At 68.2% G+C, this 20,098-nt stretch carries 16 protein-coding genes and 1 pseudogene; 9 read left to right on the top strand and 8 right to left on the bottom strand.

Annotated elements, in window-relative coordinates; translation table 11 throughout:
* Positions 1-71 precede the first annotated feature (71 nt).
* Together K6U06_RS20710 and K6U06_RS20705 are read right to left on the bottom strand one after the other, a co-directional pair.
* Entirely contained in the window at positions 72-1,679 is a 1,608-nt protein-coding gene (locus tag K6U06_RS20710; RefSeq protein ID WP_262323880.1) for an AMP-binding protein, read from the bottom strand.
* Between the two features lie 17 nt (positions 1,680-1,696).
* Positions 1,697-2,917, bottom strand: coding sequence for an acyl-CoA dehydrogenase family protein (locus tag K6U06_RS20705; protein ID WP_262323879.1), 1,221 nt, complete (start codon positions 2,915-2,917; stop codon positions 1,697-1,699).
* 83 nt (positions 2,918-3,000) lie between these two features.
* Here K6U06_RS20705 and K6U06_RS20700 point away from each other — a divergent pair, with 83 nt between their 5' ends.
* Positions 3,001-3,618 (top strand): TetR/AcrR family transcriptional regulator, encoded by a 618-nt coding sequence (locus K6U06_RS20700; protein ID WP_262323878.1) that lies wholly within the window; start codon positions 3,001-3,003, stop codon positions 3,616-3,618.
* A 101-nt stretch (positions 3,619-3,719) separates the two neighbouring features.
* Complete coding sequence (locus tag K6U06_RS20695; protein WP_262323877.1) at positions 3,720-4,850, top strand: amidohydrolase family protein; 1,131 nt, start codon at positions 3,720-3,722, stop codon at positions 4,848-4,850.
* A 117-nt stretch (positions 4,851-4,967) separates the two neighbouring features.
* Here the strand turns inward: K6U06_RS20695 and K6U06_RS20690 are convergent, their stop codons facing one another.
* Together K6U06_RS20690 and K6U06_RS20685 are read right to left on the bottom strand one after the other, a co-directional pair.
* Entirely contained in the window at positions 4,968-5,471 is a 504-nt protein-coding gene (locus tag K6U06_RS20690) for an Lrp/AsnC family transcriptional regulator (RefSeq protein WP_262323876.1), read from the bottom strand.
* A 35-nt stretch (positions 5,472-5,506) separates the two neighbouring features.
* The gene (locus tag K6U06_RS20685) at positions 5,507-8,929 is read right to left on the bottom strand and encodes an indolepyruvate ferredoxin oxidoreductase family protein (RefSeq protein ID WP_262323875.1); all 3,423 of its coding nucleotides are present in this window, start codon (positions 8,927-8,929) and stop codon (positions 5,507-5,509) included.
* 256 nt (positions 8,930-9,185) lie between these two features.
* Here K6U06_RS20685 and K6U06_RS20680 point away from each other — a divergent pair, with 256 nt between their 5' ends.
* Positions 9,186-10,019 (top strand): mycofactocin-coupled SDR family oxidoreductase, encoded by an 834-nt coding sequence (locus K6U06_RS20680; RefSeq protein ID WP_262323948.1) that lies wholly within the window; start codon positions 9,186-9,188, stop codon positions 10,017-10,019.
* Between the two features lie 35 nt (positions 10,020-10,054).
* Here K6U06_RS20680 and K6U06_RS20675 read toward each other — a convergent pair whose 3' ends face one another.
* Positions 10,055-10,414 carry an SDR family NAD(P)-dependent oxidoreductase gene (locus K6U06_RS20675; RefSeq protein ID WP_262323874.1) on the bottom strand — a complete coding sequence of 120 codons (360 nt, stop codon included), beginning with the start codon at positions 10,412-10,414 and terminating at the stop codon, positions 10,055-10,057.
* Positions 10,415-10,472: 58 nt separating this feature from the next.
* Here K6U06_RS20675 and K6U06_RS20670 point away from each other — a divergent pair, with 58 nt between their 5' ends.
* Complete coding sequence (locus tag K6U06_RS20670) at positions 10,473-11,048, top strand: SDR family NAD(P)-dependent oxidoreductase (protein ID WP_262323873.1); 576 nt, start codon at positions 10,473-10,475, stop codon at positions 11,046-11,048.
* A complete protein-coding gene (locus tag K6U06_RS24850) occupies positions 10,960-11,148 on the top strand; it encodes a hypothetical protein (RefSeq protein WP_410051114.1) in 189 nt (62 codons plus the stop codon). Before K6U06_RS20670 ends, K6U06_RS24850 begins: the two co-directional genes overlap by 89 nt.
* A gap of 157 nt (positions 11,149-11,305) precedes the next feature.
* Here K6U06_RS24850 and K6U06_RS20665 read toward each other — a convergent pair whose 3' ends face one another.
* Positions 11,306-14,428, bottom strand: coding sequence for an FAD-binding and (Fe-S)-binding domain-containing protein (locus K6U06_RS20665; protein WP_410051116.1), 3,123 nt, complete (start codon positions 14,426-14,428; stop codon positions 11,306-11,308).
* A 65-nt stretch (positions 14,429-14,493) separates the two neighbouring features.
* On the bottom strand, positions 14,494-16,302 hold the full coding sequence (locus K6U06_RS20660) for a thiamine pyrophosphate-requiring protein (protein ID WP_262323871.1): 1,809 nt from the start codon (positions 16,300-16,302) through the stop codon (positions 14,494-14,496).
* A gap of 290 nt (positions 16,303-16,592) precedes the next feature.
* On the opposite strand from K6U06_RS20660, the gene K6U06_RS20655 reads away from it, so the two are divergent.
* From K6U06_RS20655 to K6U06_RS20640, 4 genes and pseudogenes are all read left to right on the top strand, one after another.
* On the top strand, positions 16,593-17,432 hold the full coding sequence (locus K6U06_RS20655) for a hypothetical protein (protein ID WP_262323870.1): 840 nt from the start codon (positions 16,593-16,595) through the stop codon (positions 17,430-17,432).
* A gap of 33 nt (positions 17,433-17,465) precedes the next feature.
* Entirely contained in the window at positions 17,466-17,996 is a 531-nt protein-coding gene (locus K6U06_RS20650; protein WP_262323869.1) for a nuclear transport factor 2 family protein, read from the top strand.
* A 32-nt stretch (positions 17,997-18,028) separates the two neighbouring features.
* A complete protein-coding gene (locus tag K6U06_RS20645; protein ID WP_262323868.1) occupies positions 18,029-18,814 on the top strand; it encodes an SDR family NAD(P)-dependent oxidoreductase in 786 nt (261 codons plus the stop codon).
* Between the two features lie 37 nt (positions 18,815-18,851).
* Positions 18,852-18,992: pseudogene (locus K6U06_RS20640) on the top strand (hypothetical protein); the annotation flags it as partial.
* 93 nt (positions 18,993-19,085) lie between these two features.
* Here the strand turns inward: K6U06_RS20640 and K6U06_RS20635 are convergent.
* A complete protein-coding gene (locus tag K6U06_RS20635) occupies positions 19,086-19,781 on the bottom strand; it encodes a TetR/AcrR family transcriptional regulator (protein ID WP_262323867.1) in 696 nt (231 codons plus the stop codon).
* Positions 19,782-20,098: the final 317 nt, after the last annotated feature.

The raw sequence follows: 20,098 nt of genomic DNA, 5'->3' as shown, positions 1-20,098 counted from the left end.
AGTCCGGCGCACGAGCCGCAGGGCGGCCTGGTCAGCGCCGCTCCCGGCTATCACCCTGCGCCGATGCTCGTTCATGTTCCCGGGCCGGAAGATTGTGAGCGATGCCGACTTTCGGCCAGCTCCCGGAGTCGGGTCTTCAGCACCTTGCCGGTGGCGTTGAGCGGTAGCTCTCTTACGATCTCCACCCGCCGGGGGACCTTGTAGTTGGCCATGTGGCGCACGGCGTAATGGAGGACCTCCTCGGGGGACAGCGCAGCGCCTGGTCGGGGCACGACGAACGCCACTCCGACCTCGCCCATGGTCGGGTCGGGTACGCCGATCACGGCGACCTGGCTGATCTGTTCGAGCCCGGCAAGGGCCCGCTCTACCTCGGCGGGCGCGACGTTGAACCCTCCGACGATGTAGATGTCTTTCTTCCGGTCGGTGATCCTCAGGTACCCCTCGGTGTCGGCGACGACGACGTCGCCCGTGTGGAGCCACCCGTCGCGAACGGCGTCAGCGGTCAGGTCTGGGTCGTCGAAGTACCCGCTCATGACCGTGTAGCCGTGCACGAGCAGCTCCCCCGGCTGCCCGGGAGCGACGTCCGCGCCGGACCCGTCGACGACGCGCACTTCGAGCCCGGGGAGCGGCCGTCCGACGGTGCTGGCGATGACGTCGGGATCGTCGCCGGGTTGGCTGACCGATACCAGACCGTGGCACTCGGTGAGCCCGTACCCGGTGATGCAGGTGAGGCCCATCTCGTCGGTGAGGCGGCGGACCAGCTCGACGGGGACGGTGCTGGCAGAGACGACGGCGCCCCGCAGCGACCGTAGGTCGCGGCCGGCTCGAGCCGGATGGTCGAGCATGGCCACGAACATGGTCGGCGACCCGGGGAGGTACGTGACCTGCTCCCGCTCGATGGTCTGCATCGCCTGCTCGGGATCGAACGTGGGCAGGGACACCGTGGTGGCGCCGACCATGAGGTTTAGCATCCACCCGGCCTTGTAGCCGAAGGTGTGGAAAAACGGGAGCACGATCAGGGGCCGGTCCCGGTCGTCGATCTGCGGGCCGGTGTTGTACCGCTCGTAGCCTTTGAGGCTGGCTCCGTGGCGCAGGATGGCGCCCTTGGGGAACCCGGTGGTCCCGGAGGTGAAAATGATGTCTGATGCGTCCGCGGCAGTGGCCGCCGACATCCGCCGGTCGACCACGGCGGCGTCACCTGGGCCGCCCGAGTCCAGGAACTCGAGCCACCCCTGGGGCGCCGGCCTCCCCGGTCCGGGTGTCTCCACGGCTCGGCGTAGGACAGCAAGGTCTGGCCGCTCGCGCCGGAGGGCGTCGAGGAACCGCCGGCCGAGGAACTCCTCGACCGCGAAGAGGGCGCGGCTACCCGACTTGGTCAGGATGTAGGCGGCCTCGTCGGCGGTGAGGCGGGTGTTGAGCGGCACCAGCACGGCACCGGCCGCCTGCACCCCGAGCGCGATGCGAACCCAGTTGGCGCTGTTGGGTGCCCAAAGCGCGACCCGGTCACCGACGCCGATCCCGCTGGCCACCAGGGCGACGGCGACCTTTCGCATGCCGTCGGCGACACCGGCGAAGGTCAGCCGTTCGTCGCCGTCGACGATGGCCTCGGCGTCACCGAAGCGCGCTGCGCTGGCGACCGCCATGCGAGGGATCGTCCCGTACCGGTCGTCGGCGTCCACAGCTCGAGGCTCCGCGGTCAACTGTCTCCCGGTCCTTTCGGAAGTCCGAGGACGCGTTCGCCGAGGATGTTCCGCTGGATCTCGGAGGTGCCGGCGTACACAGTCCCCGAGCGGGCGTTCAGGAGGAAGATGTCGATCCAGGAGTTGTTGCTGTTAGGCGCTCGTACCTCGTCGGTGCGCATCTGGCGCGAGAGGCGGCGACCCTCACGCACCAGGCCGCCGGTGCCCATGAGCTCGAGAGCCAGGTCCGTTGCGACCTGGTGATACTCACTCCAGTACAGCTTCGCGATGGAGGACTCAGGTCCCAGCTCGCCGTCTCTCAACCAGGTGGTGAGGATGCGGTATCCGAGGAAGCGCATGATCTGCACCTTGCTGTAGCACCAGGACAGGCGTTGGCGTACCACGGCGTCGCGGTCTCGCCCGTTCACCCGAGCGAGATCCACGAGCCGCTCGAACTCTCCTTGGAAGAGGATCGGGTTGGTCGCCGCTTCCTCGCCCCGCTCCAGCCCCAGCAGGCTGTTGGCGACGGCCCACCCGCCGTTTATCTCGCCGAGCAGATTGCCCGCGTCGGTACGAGCATCGGTGAAGAACACCTCGCAGAACTCGGCCTCACCGGTGCTGGTCACGATCGGGCGCACCTCTACTCCCTGCTGGCGCATGGGGACCAGAAAGAAGGTGATGCCCCGGTGCTTGGGCGCGGCGGGGTCGGTGCGGGCCAACACGAAGATCCAGTCACCCAACTGACCCCGCGAGGTCCAGATCTTCTGCCCGTTCAACACCCATTCGTCGCCTTGGCGCCGAGCTTGGAGGGTTAGGCCCGCCAAGTCGGACCCCGCGTCGGGCTCCGAGTAACCCTGCACCCAGTTCTCGTCCCCGGACAAGATGCCGGGAAGGAACCTTCGCTTCTGGTCTTCCGACCCCCAGCGCAGGAGCGTGTTCCCCATCATCTTCAGGGTGGTGGCATCGATGTTGCGGCCCCACGGAACGCCGGATTTGGCGAACTCCTCGGCCAAGACGACCTGTGCGATCTTCGGCAGCCCCCGGCCGCCGTACTCGACAGGCCAGCTAACACCGACCATCCCATTGGCGGCCATCGTTGCTCGCCACCGATCGGTCCATGCGAGCGCCTCGTGCCGATCGAGGTCGCCGAAGCAGAAACCGACAGGGAGATGGTCGCTGAGGAAGCGCCGGACCTCGACACGAAACTCCTCGGCTTCCGGCGGGTAACGAAGATCCACGCCCCATGCTACCCACGCCCTGCCAGTGGCTTGACGCTAATGTCAAGCCACTGAGGCGGGATTGTCGGTGAGATGATGGCGGCGTGAGTGCCGATGAGACGAGGTCCGGGTGGGACCGCCGCCGTGAGGCGCTCCTCGGACGCTACGAGCAGGTGGCCCTGGAGCTGTTCGCAAAGCGGGGGTTCCGGGAGGTGACGATGGACGAGGTCGCCGACGCCATCGGCGTGTCCGGGAGGACACTGTTTCGTTACTTCGCTACGAAGGAGGACGTCCTGCTCGGGCTGCCCAGGCGCCGCCTGGAGGTGAAGATCAGCAGGATCGCCTGCCTGCAGCCAGGTGACCGACCGTTCGAGGCCGCGTGGGCCTGCCTACTGGATGCCTCGGACGAGCGCAGCAGCGCGCTGGTCCAGATGACATTGTGGCGGACAGCGGCGCGAGACGTCCCCGAGGTCGTGGCCAGGGTGCGGGGGGAGCGCATAGAGGCGTTGATCGTGGCCCTGACTGCCTATTTCACCCGAGCCCTCGACGTGGACCCACAGTCGGACGTTCGACCTCGGCTGCTGGCTGGGGTCCTGGCCGGCGGCGAGATGGCGGTAGCTGAGAGCCTCACCCGCTCCCGCTTGTCCCAACAAGAGTTGTTCATGGCGGCCAAGGCAATCATGAACTGCCTGGGCGAGTCCGTCAGCGAGGTCGAACCCTGAGAAGGCCCTTGGCCTAGCCAGGAGGGTGTGATAATTTGTCAGAGGCTGACGAAGTACCGCCGGATCTGCGGCGTTTGCTCAAAACCCGAGGGGGGACGCTCGTGCTGTCCGATGACGTACAACTGATCTCTGTGGATGACCATGTGATCGAGCATCCGACGGTGTGGTCGGATCGGTTGCCGGCAAAATACCAGGAGGCGGGGCCACGGATCGTTGAGTTGGACGGCGGGGCGCAAGCGTGGTCGTTCGAGGGAGAGATCCATCCTACGGTGGGTTTGAACGCGGTGGCGGGGAAGGAACCGAAGGACTTCGGGTTGGAGCCGGTCCGCTACGAAGACATGCTGCCCGGTTGTTATGACGTCAAGGCTCGCTTGGCTGACATGGACCTTGACGGGGTGCACGCGCAGATGTGCTTCCCGTCGTTTCCTGGTTTCGCCGGTTCGAAGTTCTTGGCTGCCAAGGACAAGGACTTGGCGACGGCGTGTGTGGCGGCATGGAACGATTTCATCCTCGACGAGTGGTGCGCGGCGGCGCCTGACCGGTTCATCCCGATGGTTATGGTGCCGCTGTGGGATGTGGCGGCATCGGTAGCGGAGGTGGAGCGGACCGCAGCCAAGGGCGCGAAGGCGATCACGTTCTCTGAGGCGCCGCATCGGATCGGGCTGCCGTCGTACCACAGCGACCACTGGGATCCGTTCCTCGCGGCGGCGCAGTCGGCCGATATGCCGCTCTGTTTGCATTTCGGATCCGGCGGCGCGCCGGAAGTGGCGCCTGATGCGAACTTCGCTGTGTCGATCGCTTTGTTCGGGATGAACTCGATGTTCACGACCGTGGATCTACTTCTCTCCAGTGTGTTCCACAAGTTCCCTGCCTTGCGGGTCGCGCTGTCGGAGGGCGGGATCGGGTGGATGCCCTACGTTGTGGAGCGGCTGGATTATACGTGGGAGCGACATCGGTTTTATACCGGTGTCAACCAAGACGTGCGCCCGTCGGATCTGTTTCGGGACCATATCTTTGGCTGCTTCATCGCAGACAACGCGGGGATCGAGGTGCGGGATTTGATCGGGATTGACAACATCATGTTCGAGGGTGATTATCCGCACAGCGACAGCAACTTCCCGGCGTCACGCAAGAAGCTGGTCGAGGCTCTTGCCGACGTGCCCGATGAGGATGCCCGCAAGATCGCCGAGACCAACGCTCGGCGTGTCTTCAACTTCCAGCGGACGGCCTAACCCACGGCTGTGCGCAGCAATGTAAAGGTGACGACCCATGACGGGCGTTGTCCCTGCGTGCTGGGCGTGCCAGAGGTCGGCCGGACGGCGCGCCGCGGCTTGCTGCCTCTCTGCCCGCTAGCCCTGTAAAGGTGGGTGCGGCCGGGGCAGGGTCTCCATCTCCTCGATGACGTCCTTGGCTTGGTGGTCGTAGACGAGGGATGTGCGGGTGTCTGCGACGTCGCTGCGGCTGGTGATGTGCTCAAGGACGAAAGTGCGCAGCCACTCGACGCCGGGGACGGCGACGCGCACGAGGAAGTCGTCCTCTCCTGAGACCGTGTCGATCGCCACGGTCTCGGCTGCTGCGAGCACGGACTCGACAAAGTCGTTGACCGAGGCCGTGGTCTTCGGTTGGAGCCGGACGCTGATGAGGGCGCGAATTGGGCGGCCTAGCGCGTCGAGGTCGGTGTGGGCGTGCCACCCGGTGATGACCCCCCGCTCCCGGAGGTTCCGGACGCGTTCGAGGCAGGTCGACTCGGCGATGCCGGCGAGGCGCGCCAGCTCCTTGTTGCTGCGCCGGGCATCTTGCTGGAGAAGCCGAATGAGGAGCCGGTCGGTGGCCGAGAGACGGGGAGGGCCCACGGGGTCGACAGTAGATCGCCGCTGGGGGACGGGACTCAGGCGACCGGCTGCTGCCCGGCTTGAAGAAGGTCCACGAGGCGGGTCATCTCGGTGCGGTATTCCTCGATGGCACGGAGCTTGACGTCCTCGTAGCCGCGGATCTTCATCGGCAGGGACGCCAGGGCGGTGACCGGTTCAAGGTCGACGGATCGGAGCCGGGCAAGCTGCGTCCTAATGCTCGCGGCGTACTCGACGGGGAGTGCTCGCTCCGTGCGGCGCAAGGGCGAGCGACCGAAGGGATCCAGGGCTCGGCCTCGCAGCGAGCGCAGCGCTCGGAGCGCCTGCAGCAGCGGTTTGGCGGGGGGCCGGAGGTGTATCTTCTGCCGAAGACCCACACCGCGGAGGGCGGGCGGGTGCAGCAGCCAGGTGGTGCGGCCGGCAGCGGCCGGGTGCTCGAGGAGCAGCCGGGCGACTTCGTACTCGTCTTTGTAGGCGAGGAGCTTGTGGTAGCCCGAGGCGGCGGCTGCAGCAAGGTGGCCCTCACCGCCGACCGCCCGCTCCGCCCGCCACGTCTCCTCGACCAGGCGGAGGTGGCGCTCGGCCAGGTCTGGGTCCTGGTACTCGACGAGGTCCTGGGCGAGGGCGGCGATACGGGGCCGGTGGCTTTCGGGGAGATCGAATCTCGATGTGATGGCTGCGTCGCCGCCGGGCCCCGCCGTGGTGTCCGCACCGATGGGCCGGTGCGGGTCGTGGGCCCACGCGCGGCCGGCCTCGAAGCCTGACAGGTTGGCCTCAGCGGCCACGTCGTTGGCCTCGACGGCGGAGCGCAGAGCGCCGGCGGAGACCGGCAGCAGACCGAGTTGGCAGGCCGCGCCGAGCAGCACGACGTTGGCGGTCGTGGCCGGGACCCCCGCGGCTGCGGCGACGGCGGCGGCGTCGAAGAAGCAGCTGGCACCGGGGCGCGCCGCGTCGCGGAGCCGTTCGGACAGCTCGGTTGTCGGTGCCGGCCGGGCGTCCCTGCGCAGCAGCGCAGGCCCGTTGATGTTGGAGGTCGTCGAGGCGACGATCGCCGTCCGCCCGCTGTCTAGCCCGGCGAGCACGGAGGAGCGGGCCGCGGCAGGCAGGTCGGCGGCGAGGAGCAGGTCGACCTCGGCCTCGCCTAGGACGTTCGAGCGATCGAGCGCCCCCCGGCCCATCCGCAGGTCGGAGATCACCGGGCCGGCCTTCTGCGACAAGCCGGTCTGGTCCAGGCCCCATACCTCGACGCCTTCGAGCATCGCCGCCCACGCCAGGAGGTGGGCGACGGTCACGACCCCGGTGCCCCCGACGCCTGCGATTCGGACCGTGAGGGGACCAGCCGCGACTGGAGCGGGTGGGATTGCCAGTTCGGCTCCGGACGGGGCGGCGGATATCCCCCGCCCATCGTCCTCGACGAGGGTGAAGGCTGGGCAGTCACCCTGCAGGCAGGACAGGTCGGTGTTGCACGACTCCGGGTCGATCCGGGTCTTCGGCCCGAAAGCTGTCTCCACGGTCTGCAGCGACAGGCAGTTGGATTTGGCCTGGCAATCCCCGCAGCCCTCGCAGACCCGTTCATTGATCACCACCCGGAATCGGGGAGAGGGGACAAGGCCCCGTTTGCGGGCCCGGCGCAGCTCGGTGGCGCACGCCTGATCGTGGATCATGGCGGTCACCCCGTCGAGCCCGGCCAACTCCTCCTGGACCGCCACCACGTCCTCGCGGGGGCGAACCGTCACACCCTCGGGCATGCGCATCCTCCGGTAGCGGGACATGTCGTCGGTGGTGATCGTCACCCGCCGCACCCCTTCGAGAAGGAGCAGCCGTCCTAGCGCGACAGGAGAAGCGGCACCCCCCGCGATGTCCTGGCCGCCGGTCATGGCGGTCGCCCCGTTCCACAGCACCTTGAACGTGATCGCCACGCCGGCGGCTACCGCGGCTCGCACCGCGAGATGCCCGGAGTGGAAGAACGTCCCGTCCCCCAGGTTCTGCACGACGTGCCGGTCGGTCACGAACGGCGCCATGCCGATCCACTGGGCGCCCTCGCCGCCCATCTGAGTGATGCCGATGCTCTGCCCGACACGGGAGTCCGGCATGAAATGGACGATCGAATGGCACCCGATCCCCTCGCCCACCAGCGTGCCTTCCGGGACGACGGTGCTGACCGAGTGCGGGCAGCCCGAGCAGAACCAAGGCACCCGCTCGGTCTCGGCGGCGAGCGGGATGTGCATGCGGGGCGGCGCCGGCATCTGTACGGCCGGCCCGAAGCGAGCCCGGAGACCGGGCGCCAGCAGGCGGGCGATGCGGTGGGCGTCGAGGTTTCCGTGGCGAGGAATGAGCGGGCGGCCGGTCTGGTCGCGTCGCCCGATGACACGCGCCCAGGTGCCGCTGCGGGCCAAGAGGTCGAGCAGTTGGTGCTCGATCAGCTCGCGACGCTCCTCGATCACGACAATTTCCTCCGACGCGGCCAGTGAACGAGCGAAGCCGGCTCCGAGCGGGAACGGCATCCGCACCTCGGCCAGCCCGATCCCGACGCCGTCGAGGCTGCCGGGGTCGAGTCCCAAGAGCCGCACCGCTTCGAGCAGCTCGGAGAACACGGTCCCTGCTGCGACCAGCCAGACTCGGGGATTGCGGGGAGCGACCACGATCCGGTTGAGCCCGTTGGCGTCGCCGTAGCGACCCGCAGCGTCGATGCGGCTGGTGCGGACCACTTCCTCCCGCTCGATGGTCGCCGGGGTGAGCAGGTCCCCCGACACCGGCGGCCGGTCCCAGCCCTCCGGGAGGACAAGGGCAGGGGGCGGCGCGAGAGCGATGCTGCCCTCCCCGTCGGCGACGCTGGTGACCATCTTGAGCGCAGTCCAGGACCCGGACCACCGGGAGAGGGCGATGGCATGATGTCCGAGCTCCAAGACCTGTGCCAGCGTGCGGGGGAAGAGGACCGGTACGGCTAGGTCGGCCAGCGCCGCCTCCGAAGCGCTCGGCAGGGTGGAGGATTTGGCAGACGGGTCGTCCCCGACCAGTGCCACCGCCCCGCCGAGTGCCGAGGCGCCGGCATAGTTGGCGTGGCGCATGGCATCCATGCTGCGGTCCAGGCCCGGGGCTTTCCCGTACCAGACGCCCAGCACCCCATCGACGCGCGACCGCCGCTGGAGAGTCGACAGCTGGCTGCCCATCACCGCCGTGACCGCAAGCTCCTCGTTGACCGCCGGCCGGTGGACCACCTCCAAGCCATGGATCGAGCGGAGTGCGTGGCCCAGCTCCTTGTCAAAGCCGGCCAACGGGGAACCCTGGTAACCGGAAACGAACGCCGCGGTCCGGTGCCCGGCCATCCGGTCGGCGCGGAGCTGATCGACGATCACACGGACCGCCGCCTGCACCCCTGAGAGATGCACCTCGACGCTCTCTCCGGTCCAGCGGTCATGCAACGTCGGGTGAGATTTGTCGGGTGCGATGACGTCGGTCACCGAGCCATCCTGGAGCTTCTTCGCCTGTGCAGCCAGGAGTCCGAATATCATCGCGGGATACGTGGATATAATCGCGGATAATGCGAACTTCGGGGTCGCAGGGGCACGACGACCGAAGGACCTGGCTAGTGCCCTGGCCGGCGTCGGATCGGCGAAGCGGACGCCGACCTAGTATTGCAAAGGTTGTTTTCAATACCGGCCCAGGCCGCTAGGCTCCTCGTGGCGCCGGGCCGGCTGGCGGCAGATCGGGGACATGATGGGATCACTCGAGGGCAGGGTTGCGCTGATCACCGGTGCCGCTCGGGGGCAGGGTAGATCGCATGCCGTGCGTCTGGCAGAGGAGGGAGCGGACATCATCGCCCTGGACATATGCCACGACATAGCGACCATGGACTACCCCAACGCTTCGGCGGAGGATCTCGACCAGACGGTAAAGTTGGTTGAGGCGGCTGGGCGCCGGATCATCGCCCGTCAGGCCGACGTCCGAGACGCCGCCGCGGTGAAGGCAGTGAGTGATGAGGGTTTCGAGGTCTTCGGCCGGCTCGACATCGCCTTGTCCAACGCAGGGATCGTCCGGTTGGGGGCGGTTGACGAAGACACGGAAGTGGCCCTGTGGCAGGACATCATCGAGACGAACCTCACCGGGGCGTTTCACGTGGTCCGAGCGGTTGTCCCCAGGATGATCGCAGGCGGGCGGGGCGGGGTTGTCGTGCTGACCGGCTCCACCGCCGGCGTGCGCCCGATCGGTGGATTCAGGGCCGGAGCGCTGGCCTACACCGCGTCGAAGTTCGGGCTGGTGGGGATCTGCAAGCAGATGGCCGAAGCGTTGGCCGAGCATTCGATTCGAGTGAACGCCGTCCACCCGACAGGCGTGGCTTCGGGAATGACCATGAACGACGCGATGGCCGCCCTTCAGGCCGAAGCGATCGCCGGCGGCGACAACACCATCTCCGCCATGCGCAATGCCCTCCCGGTGGACATCCTCCAGCCGAGCGACATATCCGACGCCGTCGCCTTCTTGGTCTCCGATCAGGCGAAGTACATCACAGGCGTCTCGTTGCCGGTCGACGCCGGCTTCTCGGTTCGGTGAGCGGGAGGTGCGCCGTCAATGACGGAGAACAACGGTCATCCGGGCAGGATCGCACTGAGCGCGGATGTGTCGGGGATGCCTAGCCGGCACGACAGCCCTCCGTCGGTCGGTAACAGCACACCGTGGATGTACTCGGCCTCGTCGGAGGCCAGGAACACCACGCCGTTGGCGATGTCGAGCGGTCGGCCGAGGCGCGGCGAGGGGATGGCTCGGCGCACGGCCGCGATGAATGCCTCGTTCTGCACCATCTTGGTGATGACCTCCCCGCCGGTCGGCGTGAACCCGACGATGATGGCGTTGGAGCTGATGCCCTCGAGGCCGTAGTCCACCGCCACCTGACGGGTCAGGGCGTTGACCGCCCCCTTGGACGCCTGGTAGCCGGGCCGGCCGTCCACCGCCGTGCACGGTAGCCAATTGCGAGGGTCGGCCGCACCGCTGGCGGAAGGAGTCACGTTGCAGAGGATCTACGTTGTGTCGGGAGGGGGCACCGGGATCGGGAGGGCCATCGCCCGCTCGCTTGCCGTGCAGGGTGACCAGGTCGTGATCGTGGGGCGCCGAGCTGCGGTCCTAGACGCCACAGCACGCGAGATCGACGACGCGACCGTGCCCGGTCGCGTCCGGCCCTACGCCCTCGACGGGACTGACCCCGAGGCGGTTGCTGCCTTCGCCGACGCCCTGGGCGACGAGCACGAGGTCATCGACGGTGTCATCAACAACGCCGGCGGCTCGACCGCTCCCCGAGGGGACCTGTCCGGGGTCGCGGCCGCGTGGCGCCAGACCTTCGAGGAGAACGTGATGACCGCGGTGCTCCTCACCACCGCCCTCGCCCCGCTGCTGCGCCGTCCCGGCGGCCGGGTGGTGCTGGTCAGCTCCATGGCCACCCGGTCCGGGGGAGGGGGCCCATTATGTGGCCGCCAAGTCCGCCCTCAACGGGTGGGTATTGGCCTTGAGCAACGACCTGGCTCCGCATGGCGTCACCGCCAACGTCGTCCTCCCGGGGTACACGCCCGACACCGAGCTGTTCGGTGACGGGCTTTCGTCGACCTGCCCGCCTCGCTGCCTAACCCAGCACAAGCCTGACCACCTGTCGCGACCGGAGGCGGTCGTCGCCGTGGCGAAGATCCGGTGATCGCGGCCTCGCCACGAAGAGCGCCCACCGCAGCTAGCGGCCTCGACACTGAGCATTCCGGTCGCCCCCGTCTAGCGACCCTGGATCCTCGGATCTGTGGGTGGCGGAGAGCGCGTGCCTGGAGGAACCGCTGGACTGTCGGATCTGAGCGACGCTCTCACTGTCCGCGTACGAGACGGCGCAGGAGGAGGGATGTCCAGGCGACCGCCGCCAGGCCGCCTACAAGGGCACTGGCGGTGCGCCCAGCGCGCCGAGCCACGCCCGGCGCCGGCCGGGTGGAGTCGAGGGAGTCTTCCACCGCCCGGTCCCCATCGGCCCGGGCTCCGCCGCCCGGGCCAGGCGACGCAGCCAGGCGCATGACCTCCGCCAGGTGCAGCGCCCGCCTGCCGGTCCCGGCGTCCTCGATCTGGGTCTTGCACGAGAAGCCGTTGGCAACCACGACGGTCTGGTGCTTCGCGTCGCGCACCGCCGGCAGCAGGGCCTGCTCGCCGCACTCGAGCGACATGTCGTACTTGCCCTCCTCGAAACCCCACGACCCGGCCAGGCCGCAGCAGCCGCCGGAGAGCGACTGCACCTCGAGGCCCATCCGCTCCAGCGTCTTCTGCTCCGGGTCGACGCCGCCGGTCGCCCGGTGGTGGCAGTGGCCCCACAGCAGCGCCTTGCCTTCCAGGTGGGGGACGTCGAGCTCGTAGCGCTCGAAGAACTCGCCGAAGTGCAACGCGTGCTCCGCCAGGCGGGCGGCGTCGTTGTCGTGGGGGAGGATCTTGGTCAGCTCGTCGCGGAACACCGCCAGGCAGCTGGGCTCCATCCCCACCACCGGTATGCCGTCGCGCACGTAGGGTCGCAGCCGGTCGAGCACGTTGTGGAGGTAGCGCTCGGCGGTATCGAGGAAGCCGTAGTCGTAGAGCGGCCGACCGCAGCACAGGTGGCCCTCGGGCACGATCACCTGCCAGCCGGCGGCCTCGATCGCCTCGACGCAGGCCACCCCCACTTGGGTGTGGAGGTGGTTGTTGAACGTGTCGGGGAAAACCACCACCGGCCGACCGTGAGGGTTGGCGGTCCCGCCGCGGCGGGCGAACCACTCCTGGAGGGTCATCGGCGCGAAGGTGGGCAGCGGGCGGCGGCGGTCGATGCCCGCCGCCAGACGCGCCGCGGCGGCCAGGACCGGGGTCTGAGTGGCGAAGTTGACCAGCTCCGGCACCCGCGACGCCAGGCGCGACGCCTGGTCGATGAAGCCGAACGCGTAGGCGTATCGGGGTCGCCGCCGGCGCCACGACTGGTAGTGGTGGTAGAGGAACTCAGCCTTGTAGGTCGGCATGTCGACGTTGACCGGGCAGTCGTTGGTGCAGCCCTTGCAAGCCAGGCACAGATCGAGGGCGTCGAACACTTCTTCCGACTGCCAGCCGTCAGTGATTACCTCGCCGCGCAGCATCTCGAAGAGGAGACGGGCCCGGCCTCGGGTCGAGTGCTTCTCCTCCCGGGTCACCTGGTAGCTGGGGCACATCGTCTCCTTGGCCTGCGGCACCCGGCACTTGCCGACCCCGACACAGCGCAGCGCGGCGTGGGCGAAGTCGCCTCCGTCCTGCTTGTAGGCGAACTTGGTCGGCGACCGATGCGGGTTGTAGCCGGTGCCCAGCTTGAGGTCCTCGTCGAGGCGGAACGCGTCGACGACCTTCCCCGGGTTCATCCGCCACCGGGGGTCCCAGATCAACTTGAACTCCCGCATCGCGGCCATCAGCTCCGGGCCGTACTGCTTCTCGAGCAGCTCGGCGCGCTGTTGGCCGTCACCGTGCTCGCCGGAGAGGGTCCCCCCGTAGGACACCACCAGGTCGGCGGCCTCCTCCATGAACGCCCGGTAGTCCCGGACGCCTTCGGGGCTGCGCAGATCGAAGCTGATCCGGGAGTGGATGCAGCCCTGGCCCAGGTGGCCGTAGAAGGCACCTCGCAAGCCGTGGCGGTCGTAAAGGGCTTTCAGGTCGCGCAGGTAGGCCCCGGCCCGGGAGGGGGGCACCGCGGAGTCCTCCCAGCCCGGCCAGTGGTCCCGGCCGTCGGGCGGGAACGCGGTCGATCCGAGGCCGCTCTCGCGGATGGTCCAGATGTCCTCGCTGCGGCCGCCCTCCTGCTTGCTGGCCATGACCGTCACGCGGTCGGGCTTGTAGCCGTGGCTGTGCAACCAGTCGACGAACGCCTGGGCGCTGGACTGGGACTCCTCGGCGTCGTCGGCTCCGAACTGCACGAGCAGCCACGCCTTCGCCGGCTGGGGCAGCTCCTCGAGGTCCTCGACGTTCATGCCCAGCTCCTGCTGGTCGTTGATGAGCATGTCGTCGACCGCCTCGAGCCCGATCGGACGGAACCGCCCGATGATCTCCTCGACGTGGGTGGCCGCCTCGCAGATGTCGGGGTAACCGACCACGACCAGCGTGCGCTCCAGCATGGCCGGGGTGAGCATGAGCGTCGCCTGCAGCGCAGTGGCGCAGGTCCCTTCGGTCCCGACCAGCGCCCGGGCCACGTTGAACCCCTTCTCGGGCAGCAGCTCGTCGAGGTTGTACCCCGACACCCGCCGGGGGAGCTGGGACACGTCGGGGTAGCCGGCCCGGATGGCGTCGGCGTAGCGGTCCCGCAGGTCGCGCAGCTTGGCGTAGATCTCGCCCTTGCGGCCGCCCGCGGCGATGATCTGATCGAGCTCGGCCTCTTCGTCGACGCCGACCCAGAACCGCTCCCCGTCGTAGGTGCACACCTCCAACCCGGCCACGTTGTCGGAGGTGCGGGGTCCGGGACCGTACAGCTGAGCCTGGACCGAGTGGATGCCGCAGGAGTTGTTGCCGATGTTGCCGCCGATGGTGCAGCGCGAGTGGCTGGAGGGGGCAGGCCCGAAGACCAGGCCCTGCCGGCCGGTGTGCACGTTGACCTGCTCGTTGATGGCGCCGGGCTCGACGGTCACGGTGCGGCGGCGGACGTCGGTCTCCCCGATCCGGGTCAGGTACTTCGAGTTGTCGATGACCACGGCGTAGTTGACCGTCTCGCCTGAAAGGCTGGTTCCGCCGCCTCGGTTGAGCACCGGCGCCCCGAAGCGGGCGCAGGCCCGGTGGGCGGCGACCACGTCGTCGAGGGTCTTCGGGACCACGACGCCGAGGGGGACCTGGCGGAAGTTGGAGGCGTCGTTGGCGTACATGGCGATCGACCCGGCATCGAAGCGGACCTCTCCCTCCACCGTCTCGGTGAGGGCCCGTCGGAGCCCGTCGACGTCGATGGTCTCGACCCCGACCATCCCGACCGCCATCTCCGGCGCTGGCTTGACGGGAATCCGTCGCTTCTTGGCGGCGGCGGGGCTGGCGGCTGCGGCGCTCACTCGTGGTCACCCGGCAGCACGTTCTTGGCGTGCTCTGCCATCTCCGACCACTTGCCCTTGAAGCCTTTCTTGGCGATGCCGACCGCGTCCTCGTCGCCGTGGACCAGCCCGGTCAGGGTCTTCTTCAGCATCTGCGGCCGCACGTGGGGCGGCAGCGGGGGGATCTGCGGGTCGGTGACGAACTCGAGGAGGACCGGACCGCTGGCGCTGAGCGCTCGGTCCCACGCCGGGCCGACCTGGTCGGGGGAGGTGACCTTGATGCCCTCGAAGCCGAGCAGCTTGGCCAGCTCGGCGGCGGGCACGTAGGGCACCGTCTGGGTGGCAGGGTTCTTCGGGTCCGCGGAGAGGACCCGCTGCTCGTAGGACACCTGGTTGAGGTCCTCGTTGACCAGCACCACGAACACCAGCGTCGGGTTCTTGGCGGTCAGCTCCGGGAGGTAGTGCTTGACGGTGAGCAGCTCGTTCATGCCGAGCATGGAGAAAGCGCCGTCGCCGGTGAACCCGATGACCGGACGTTCGGGAAAGGCGAACTTGGCTCCGATGGCGTAGGGGACGCCCGGCACCATGGTGGCTAGCGTCCCCGACAGGGAGCCTTGCATACCTTCCCGGAGGTCGATGTAGCGGGCGTACCAGTTGGTTGCCGATCCCGAGTCCGACGTGAAGATGCAGCGGTCCGGGATGCGCTGGTTGAGCTCCCAGAACACGTACTGCGGGTTGAGCGGGTCACCCGGCTGGTGAGCCCGGTCGTCGAGAACCCGCCGCCAGGTGGCGACCTCCCCCTCGATGAGCTCCCTCCAACCGCGGTCCTCCTTGCGCTCGAGCATCGGCAGGAGCGCCTGGAGGGTGTCGCGCGAGTCGCCGACCAGCGAAACGTCGTTGGGGTAGCGAACGCCGATCAGGGAACCGTCGATGTCGATCTCCACGCAGCGGGCTTGTCCGGGCTGGGGCAGCCACTCGGAGTAGGGGAACGACGTGCCGATCATTAACAGGGTGTCGCAGCCGTTCATCATCTTGTTGGACGGCTCGGTCCCGAGCAGTCCTATCGAACCGGTGACGAACGGCAGGGTGTCAGGGAGCACGTCCTTGCCGAGCAGTGCCTTGGCCACCCCGGCGCCGAGCAGTTCGGCCACCTCGACCACTTCCGAGGCGGCCTTCTTGGCGCCTTGCCCGATGAGGATGGCGACTTTTTGCCCCTCGTTGAGGATCTGGGCGGCGTGCCGCAGGAGCGGCTCGTCGGGCACCATGTGCGGCTGGCTCCAACCGACGCTGGTGAAAGTGGCTCCGTGCATCCGGGGCGGGTCGGCGTACTCCGACTCCTGCACGTCCTCGGGGACGATGACCACCGCCGGACGGCGCTCCGTCAGCGCTGACTTGATGGCGCGGTCTAGGACGTGCCTGGGCGAGTGCTCGTCCATCACCGTGCTCACGAAGCCCCCCACGTCTTTGAACAGCGTCTGGAGGTCCACCTCCTGCTGGTAGTGGGCGCCGACCGACATCCGCTTTTGCTGGCCCACCACTGCGATCACCGGCTGGTGATCCAGCTTGGCGTCGTAGAGCCCGTTGATCAAATGGACCGCCCCGGGCCCCGACGTCGCCATGCACGCGCCGAGCTCGCCGGTGAACTTGGCGTGGGCGCAGGCCATGAACGCGGCCATCTCCTCGTGGCGGGTCTGGGTGAACACCGGTTCCGACACCTGCTCGAAGGCCCCCAGGAACCCGTTGACGCCGTCGCCGGGATAGCCGTACACCCGGTGAACCCCCCAATCCTTCAGACGCTCCAGCATGAACTCCGCGACGAGCGGCACGGCTACCTCCTTGGACGACCGACCTACCGGGGCTACCCGAGCGGACCGTCCCGACGAGACTTCCTCGCGCGGGAGGTGATCGCGCTGGTCTCTTGATGGATCCGGCGACTCGGCGGAGGCGGAGCCGTCGGGTCGGCACCACCGGACCGCCAGCCCCGCGCTCGACTCCGACGTCCCTTGCGAACGGCGGCCACTTCTCCGGATCGCGGTTCGGCGTCACCTTCGCTACTGTGAAGTGATTGACGATATCGTCAACTTGGTTTAATGTACCCGTCGCAGCCGAGGAGGGGATGGCGGTGGACATCCGGCAGGTTTCACCCGAGGACCACTGGACGCAGTTCGAGCAGTCGTGGACTGCGCTGTTGAGCTATCGGTACCTCGGCAAGCTGACGCCGGTGCTGGACGTCGGCGTGGAGCAAGAGACGATGCCGCTGCGCTGGGATATGCGCAATAGCAGTGGCGGGATTATGGCCGCTCCGCTGTGTATCGCAGCACCTGAGCCGTACTGGCGCGACGACGAGTGCATCCCCGCCCCGGTGGTGATGTCCTACGAAATTCTTGACTCGGCGCGCGACGTTCGGCAGGTGGACGTACTGCGCGACGTCATTCGCCTGGGCCGCACGATGGGATTCAGCCGTTCGCTGATCGTCGACTCCGCTCACCACGAGCGCGTGATCGCCGTCTCATCCGGTACGGGCGTGAGCCTCGGCGCGGTGCCTGAGGACTACCGCGAGGTGGAGAATCCTCCAATTCCCGTGGTCGACTCCCCCGACATGCCACCGCTGTGGCGTGCTTTCGGCGCCACGCTCGGCGATGACGGCAGGTGGCGCCTGCCGGTGCTGGCGCCCGAGCTGTCCTCCCCGCATGCCGCGCTCCACCTAGGGCCAATCAACATCTTGCTCGAGAAGGCAGCAAACGACGAGACGACGCGGCAGGCCGGGACCGATGCCCTCCAGATCGAGTCGTGGACGGTCATGATGGTGCGCCCCGGAGTAGTAGGACCTTTCCGGGCCGAGGCCGAGGTCATCACCGCCCGATCGGCGCGGATCCCGACCCGCTTGACTTTGCATGACGAGGGCAACGGCGACCGAGTCATAGCGACTGCGGTCGCTGTCTACCGCCGCCCGTGATGGTCGCTAGCACGGGACGCAGGTGACGCTCCGATGACCGACGACTTGCTAGCTCGCATCGACCGGCTGGAGTCCCGCGAGTCAATCCGGCAGCTCGTGAGCCGCTACGGCGTTCTGATCGACGCTCGTGACCTCGACGCGCTCACCAGCCTGTTTGTGGAGGACGCTCGCGTCACCCGCACAGAGCGCGGAAGGTCGGCGCTGCGAGCACTGCTGGAGGGACTCTGTAGGCAATTCACGACGAGTATCCACTTCGTCGGCAACCAGACGGTGGACTTCACCGATCCCGACCACGCCGAGGGCGTGGTCTACTGCCGCGCTGAGCACGAGGTCGGCGCCCAGTGGATCGTCATGGCCATTCAGTACTGGGATCGCTATGAACGCCGCGATGGGACCTGGTACTTCACCGGCCGAAAGGTGAAGCACTGGTACGCGGCCGACATGCTCGATCGGCCTGTCGGCCCGGACAAGACCCGGTGGGCCACGCCCGGTGCCGAGGCCACTATCCCCACCGACTACCCCTCGTGGGACCGGTTCTGGGCCGAGGTGCGACGCCCGTCGTGACCGGCTGCGCCGCATCGAAGGAGGGCCCAGTCGTGGGCAAGCTGACAGGCAAGGTGGCCATTGTCACCGGCGCAGGACGCGGCATCGGCAGGGCGATCGCCTTGGCGTACGGGGAGGAAGGCGCGTCGGTGGTCGTGGCATCGAGATCGCGCATCACCGTCGAGAAGGTCGCAGGCGAGATCGCCGAGCGGGGCGGAGTGTCGCTTGGCGTCACGGTGGACGTCGGCGAGCGTTCACGGGTCGACGCCATGGTGGAGGAGACTGTCGCAGCGTTCGGGGCCCTGCACATCCTGGTCAACAACGCACAGGGCTTCGGCACGGCAGAGCGGCCGGAAGGCTCGCCGGGTTACATCCCGCTCGAGTCGTTCCCGGAGGACGTGTGGGACCATACCGTCCAGACCGGGCTCAAGGGCACGCTCTACGGCATGCAGGCAGCGTTCCCCCACATGCGGGGCCGCGGTGGCAAAATCCTGAACTTCGGGTCCGGCAACGGGATCGCCGCGCTCAAGGGATCGGCGGCGTACAACTCCACCAAGGAGGCCATCCGGACCCTGAGCCGGACCGCGGCGGGCGAGTGGGGCAAGTACAACATCTGCGTCAACACCATCGTCCCGACCATGGCCACCGACGCCGCAACCGCGTTCTTCGAAAGCCGGCCCGGGATCGAGGAGAAGCTCGTCGCCCAAATCCCGCTCCGGAGGATGGGGGATCCGGCCCGTGACATCGGCCCACTGGCTGTGTTCCTCGCCTCGAGCGACTCGGACTTCATCACCGGGCAGACGATCAACGTCGACGGCGGACAGATCAGCCGGCCATGACGGACCGCGCAAGGCGGCCTAACCCAAGCGAGCCGGCCACGAGTTCGTCGGGACGGTGACCGAGGTCGGGAGCGCCGTCTCCGATCTGCGGGTCGGCGACATGGCGATCGCACCCATTCGCGAGTATTCACGCCACGACGTGACCTGGCCGTCTCGCAGCTGGAAGAACGCCACGTAGGAGCTGGGGTAGGGCCCGCCGGCCCGCGTGGTCCCCTCGGCGCGGCACTCAGCTACAACTCCACCACAGCGCACCTGGCCGTGGATCGCCACGTCACGGAGCGCCGGCGGCCAGCCTCTCCGCGGCGTCGGGGCGGGCCACCATGGTCAACGCGAGGTCCGCGTAGAACTGCCCGAGGCGCTCGGGAGAGTCGGATCCATCGAGCCGGTACCAGCGGACCAGGTCGATGCTGAGGGAGAGCATCGCCCGGACCACCCGGTTGACGTCCAGGGCGACGAAGCAGCCTTCGGCGACGCCGTCGGCGACAGCGGCGCGAAACGCCTGGTTGGTCCGGTGGCGCAGGGCGGCGACCTCCCCGAAGTGCGCCGCTGTCAGCGCGGTGTACTCGTACTGGCAGACCCGGGCAGCGACATGGTGGCGGGCGTGCCAGGCGGTGTAGCGGGCCATCATGCGGTGGAGCCGAGCTGTGGGATCGTCGCCGGGCTGGGTGCCGGGTCCCTCGACGTGAGCGAGGGCCCGCTCGTGGCCGGCGCGAACGATCTCGTAGAGCACCAGCTCCTTGGACGGGAAGTGCACGTACATGGCCGCTGGGCTCAGCCCCACGCCCGAGGAGATGTCCCGTGTCGTCGTCCCGTGGTACCCGTTGGTTGCGAAGCAGCGGACCGCCGAGGTCAGGAGGCGGCGGGCCACCTCGCCGAGCCTCGGGTCCCACAAGTCGGACGAGTGATCGTCTAGCTGGCGATCGTCGCGCCCGCCGCCCAGCGGGGTTCGTACGGATCGCTTCGCCATCTGCAAACCCCTCCTCGAGCCGGTGCCGCGCCGCCACGACCGCCGCTGGCGGCATCGATTGTGACTGTGCGCTTAGTCACATACTGTACCCGCCGTTCCTCACGTTTTTGCCGGCTCGCCGGTCGTGGTCTCATCTGCCTTTGTTTTCAACGAAAGTCCGATGAGGGGGAGACGGGGAGACGGGGACCCATGCGCTTGATGTGATGAAGGAGCGCAGCGCTGCTCTTGCGTGATGGGCCCGGATGGTGCGTTCGGGTCAGGCGCCGGCAGGAGGGAGTCTGATGGTGGGTGCTCCTCGGAGCTCCTCCCGGCAGCGG

The sequence above is a fragment of the Acidiferrimicrobium sp. IK genome, from assembly GCF_025499425.1.
Taxonomy (GTDB): Bacteria; Actinomycetota; Acidimicrobiia; order Acidimicrobiales; family Palsa-688; genus Acidiferrimicrobium.
Note: the sequence above shows the minus strand (reverse complement) of the source record. Positions and strands in the feature narration are given on the sequence as shown.